Below are 4,702 nucleotides of genomic sequence, written 5' to 3' on the forward strand. Positions count from 1 at the left end.
CGCCCCTTGGGCCTTTTTTGCAAACAGCGCAAAAAAGGCCTGGGAGAAGGGGGGCTTTGGGTGTGCCATTTACTCGCATTTTTCCACCGGCAGATCGGCCTGCCGCCACTCCGGGAAACCCTCCTCCAGCCGCCGTGCCTTGAATCCCCTTTTCCGCAACCACTCCACCGCATCGAAGGAGAGCACGCAGTAGGCTCCCCGGCAATAGGCCACCACCTCACGGTCCGGGGGGAGTTCGTGCAGACGCCGCTCCAGCTCCCGCAGGGGAATGTTGAACGATCTGGGCAGATGGCCCGCCGCGTACTCCTCCCGGGGACGCACGTCCAGCACCGTCACGGTGCCTTCCCGCATGCGTTCCAGCAGCGTCTCCCGAGGCAGCGGCTCCATACCGTCTTTGGCCAGCAGGTATTCGCGGACCAGCTTCTCCACCTCTTCCAGATGGCGTTCCGACAAACGGCGGATCACCCCCAGCAAGGTGACGATCTCCGGGTCGGAGAGCCGATAGTGGACATACACCCCTTCCTTGCGCGTCTCCACCAGCCCGGCATGGCGCAACTGCTGCAAGTGCTTCGAGGTGTTGGCGACCGACAAAGCCGTCAGCTCCGCCAGGGACTCCACCGTTCGTTCCCCCTGCGCGAGAAACTCCAACATGGCCAAACGATGGCCCTGCCCCACCGCTTTGCCGATGCGGGCCAGATGATCGAACAGCTCCTGTTTGAACGAAAGGCTTGACATGGGTATCACGTTATGGTTGAATTGTATTAAACCATATGGTTGAATTACGGCGTTCCATGGGATCGTCACACCGTTCCCGGGGGTGTTCCCTGGATGGGGACGTGATCCATGGTTTCAAAGACGGGCATCGGGGACAAGGGATTCCTTTCTCTCCGGGAGAAGGTGCGGGAAGCGTGGGGCGTCTTTTCCGGGCGTTCCGGCGCGTGGGGTTCATGCACGCCTTTTCGCCTACAGGTTGATAAGGAGGAATGATGGAACACGAGGCGATGCTGCGTCTGGGAATTTTTTTGGGGGTTCTGACCCTGGTGGCGGTCTGGGAGCTTGTCGCCCCCCGGCGCGGGCGCACTCTGTCGCGCAAGACGCGCTGGCTGCCCAACCTCGCCCTGGTGGCGCTGGACACCCTGCTGGTTCGGTTGATCTTTCCGGTGGCGGCGGTGGCCCTGGCCGCCCTGGGTCAGGAGCGGGGCTGGGGGTTGCTCAACCAGTTCGCCTGGCCGGTGTGGGTGGAGACCCTGCTGGCGGTGGTGGTGCTGGATTTCATCATCTACCTCCAGCATGCGGTGTTCCATGCCTTGCCGGTGCTGTGGCGGCTGCACATGGTTCATCACGCCGACCTGGACGTGGACGTGACCACCGGCTTGCGCTTTCATCCCCTGGAGGCGCTGCTCTCCATGGGCATCAAACTGGCGGCGGTGCATGCCAGCGGGGCCTCGCCCCTGGCGGTGATGATCTTCGAGGTGCTGCTCAACGGCATGGCCCTGTTCAACCACGGAAACGTCCGCCTGCCGGAGGGATTCGACCGGGTGTTGCGCTGGGTCTTCGTCACTCCGGACATGCACCGCTCCCACCACTCCCATCTGGCGCCGGAGACCAATATGAACTTCGGCTTCAACCTCTCCTGGTGGGACCGCATCCTGGGCACCTACTGGCCCAAACCCGCCGAGGGTCACGAGGCCATGGAAATCGGCCTGGAGCATCTGCGGGAACCGGAAAAGTGCCAGCCCTTCCTGACGATCCTGCTGTTGCCGTTCCGCTCCAGTCTGGGCGAATACACCATCAATCGCCGCTGGTGAGGAACGAGCTGTGAGGCGAACGCCCATGGAGACCACTCTGGAAGAGGGAATTCTTACCGCGTCCAAGCGGGTTGTCCCCGCCGCCGGAACTCGCGTCAAGGCCCGTGCGCAGCGTCTCATGCCGGTGGAGCAGCAGCGCTCCCTGGCGGGGCGATACGCCTGGTGGGTCAAGTCTCTCTCCCTGATTGCCTTCGTCTGGGCTTTTCTCGGCTGGCTCAACGATGCCTGGCTGTTCAGGTTCAACAACTCCATCCTGCTCAATCGCTACACCGAATATGCACTCATCGTCGCCTTCGGGATTTGGCGCATCGCGGCGGAGAAAAACCCCTACACCCGCAGGCGGTTGATGATCCTGGTGGGCAACGTGGCGGTGCTGTGGTGGCTGATCCCCTGGTTGTTCCCTTTTATCGAACCGTATGTTGGCTATCTGGGGGGGCTGCCTGCCTTTCCCTCCCTGCATGCACCGGGAACGCTCACCTTTTTTCTGGTGCTGGGGGCGGTCTTTCTCTTCGGGCGACGGGTGATCTGCGGCTGGAACTGCCCCTGCGTGGCGATTCGCGAGGTGGTGGGGTTTCCCTTCCGCCATGGTGATCATGTTCCAAGGGGAAAGTGGGCCTGGCGGCTGCGCCATCTCAAATGGATCTGGTTCGCCCTCTACCTGGGGGCCATGTGGGCCATGACCCGCCCGGCCAACAACGTCACCACCGGGTATCTGGGCTTTTTTGCCATGGTGGTGGTGCTGCCCTATTTTGCCACCATGCTGCTCTCGCCGTGGATCGGCAACCGGGGCTATTGCCGTTTTCTCTGCCCTTACGGAGCTACCTTCGGGCTGCTGAACCGAGCTGGGATGTTTCGCATCGACTACGGCGCCGACACCTGCATCCAGTGCGGCAAGTGCGAGAAGGTGTGTGACATGGGTATCCCGGTGTGGGAGATGGGGACGGCCCATGGCGGCAGGGTGGATACCACCGAGTGCATGGGGTGTGGCCGCTGCATCACCGAATGCCCCACCCAGAGCCTGACCTTCCGGGACGTGCGCAATCTGCCCTGGCCATCCTTGCGGCAGGATCGGGATCATCTGCTGCGCCGGGTGGAGTGGCAACTCCCCGCCACCCGGCTCCGAGCGGCCCTCTTCGTGGCAGCCTTGGCCACGACCCTGGCGGGAGGGTGGTATTACTCAAGCCGCATCGGCAGCGGCGCGGAGCTGATCAACAATCTGGGGATGTTATGCGGCCTGCCCATCTCTACCTGGTAGCCTTGTTGTCCCATTTCTGCCTGGTAGCCCTGCTGCCTGGTTGGCCGGCGCTCGCCTGGGGTGGCATGGATCCCGACGCCCCAGGCGTCGGTGAACACGCGGGGCATTGGCAACCCGATCCCCTGCACGAATATTGGGATCCGGAAACCTACCACCGTCCCGAAACCGGACGGGTGGAGGGGGTATTCAAAGGCCAGGAGTGTCTGGAATGCCACGCTGGGGTGACGCCGGGCCTCGTCAAGGATTGGCGGGCCAGCCGCCATGCCCAGGGGGAAAAGCCCGTGCTCTGTCCTGCCTGTCATGGCGACGATCACCAGAAATTGACCTTCCCCACCCCCCGGACCTGCGGAACCTGCCATCCCCAGCGGCTGGCGCAGATGGAGGAGGAGAAGAAATACGGTTTTCCCAGCCACGCCCTGGCCATGGAACGGGTGGTGGACAGCAAACACTTCGCCGACAAGCCCAAGGCCGAGGTGGCCGCCTGCCTGCAATGCCATTCCGTGGCCACCAAGTGCGACTCCTGCCATACCAGGCACCGTTTCGACGCCGCCGAGGCACGGCGGCCCGAAGCCTGCCTGACCTGTCACAGCGGTCCGCCCCACCCGGACGACGAGGCCTATTTCGCCTCCGCCCATGGCCGGAAGTACAAAAAAGAGGGGGCGCTGTGGGATTGGAGCAAGCCCTTGCGCAAGGGCAACTACGAGACCCCCACCTGCGCCTATTGCCACATGAAGGACGGCAACCACCAGGTGGCGGACAAGGCGGTGTGGAAGTTCGGTATTCGGGAGGTCAACCCCCGCACTGCCGAAAATGAGATCAAGCGCAAACGCTGGGCGGAAACCTGCGCCGCATGCCACCTGCCGGAGGTGGGCCGAAAGTTTTTCCGGGAGTTGGACGACGAACGGGCGACGGCATGGCAAAAGCTCAACGGCGTGGAACGGCTGCTCAAGGGGTTGCGCAGTGATGGCCTGCTGCGCCCCTCGGCGAAGGATCGCCCCCCCTATCCCATGGACTGGATGGCCCGGCTGTTTCCCCGGGAGCGCATCGGCTTCTACGAGGGGCAAGCCTCGGCTTTTTACAACGTGGGAGCCATCGAGCGGGACTATTTTGACATGTGGTATTTCGACAACCTGGGGGCCTACAAAGGGATGGCCCATGGCGCCAAAGAGATGTCCCAACACTTCCACCAGCGCCTGGACGCGGATGCCCTGGCCATCGGCACAGCGGCGAAACGGCTGCGGGGCCAGGGAAAAGTGGAGATGGACCTGAAACCCCTGTGGCTGGAGGGGGAATACACCCGTTTCAACCGCGACCACAATTGATGTCCGACTAAAACCATTCAACACCCTTTCAAGAAGAGCCTGGACATGAATCACCATTCAGCACCCCCTGCTGTACCCTCCACCGGAACACCGGGGAGCTTGTTGCTGCGCATCGCCCTCCTGGCGGTGCTGGCGGCGGCCATCGCTGCGGCCTATCAGTACCGGGAATGGCTTGATCCCGCCCGGTTGGAAATCTTGGTGCGGGAGTGGGGAACAGCTGGCATGGGGCTGTTCGTGCTGCTCTACGCTGCCGCGACCGTGCTCTTTTTGCCGGGTTCGGTGCTCACTCTGGCGGGGGGAGCGATGTTCGGTCCCTG

General features: G+C 63.0%; 6 protein-coding genes. 4 read left to right on the forward strand and 2 right to left on the reverse strand.

What is annotated here, in order from left to right:
* Window positions 1-69: 69 nt before the first annotated feature.
* Window positions 70-735, reverse strand: coding sequence for a metalloregulator ArsR/SmtB family transcription factor (locus tag HQL63_15770; GenBank protein ID MBF0178283.1), 666 nt, complete (start codon window positions 733-735; stop codon window positions 70-72).
* 65 nt (window positions 736-800) lie between these two features.
* Complete coding sequence (locus HQL63_15775; GenBank protein ID MBF0178284.1) at window positions 801-953, reverse strand: hypothetical protein; 153 nt, start codon at window positions 951-953, stop codon at window positions 801-803.
* A gap of 30 nt (window positions 954-983) precedes the next feature.
* On the opposite strand from HQL63_15775, the gene HQL63_15780 reads away from it, so the two are divergent.
* The 4 genes from HQL63_15780 to HQL63_15795 form a co-directional block, all read left to right on the forward strand.
* Complete coding sequence (locus HQL63_15780) at window positions 984-1,808, forward strand: sterol desaturase family protein (protein MBF0178285.1); 825 nt, start codon at window positions 984-986, stop codon at window positions 1,806-1,808.
* A gap of 25 nt (window positions 1,809-1,833) precedes the next feature.
* Window positions 1,834-3,063, forward strand: a complete 1,230-nt coding sequence (locus tag HQL63_15785) for a 4Fe-4S binding protein (protein MBF0178286.1) — start codon at window positions 1,834-1,836, stop codon at window positions 3,061-3,063.
* A gap of 65 nt (window positions 3,064-3,128) precedes the next feature.
* A complete protein-coding gene (locus HQL63_15790) occupies window positions 3,129-4,385 on the forward strand; it encodes a hydroxylamine oxidoreductase (GenBank protein ID MBF0178287.1) in 1,257 nt (418 codons plus the stop codon).
* Between the two features lie 45 nt (window positions 4,386-4,430).
* The coding region (locus HQL63_15795; GenBank protein MBF0178288.1) for a hypothetical protein at window positions 4,431-4,702 on the forward strand (272 nt) is incomplete at its 3' end.

This window comes from Magnetococcales bacterium (genome assembly GCA_015231175.1).
Taxonomy (GTDB): domain Bacteria; phylum Pseudomonadota; class Magnetococcia; order Magnetococcales; family DC0425bin3; genus HA3dbin3.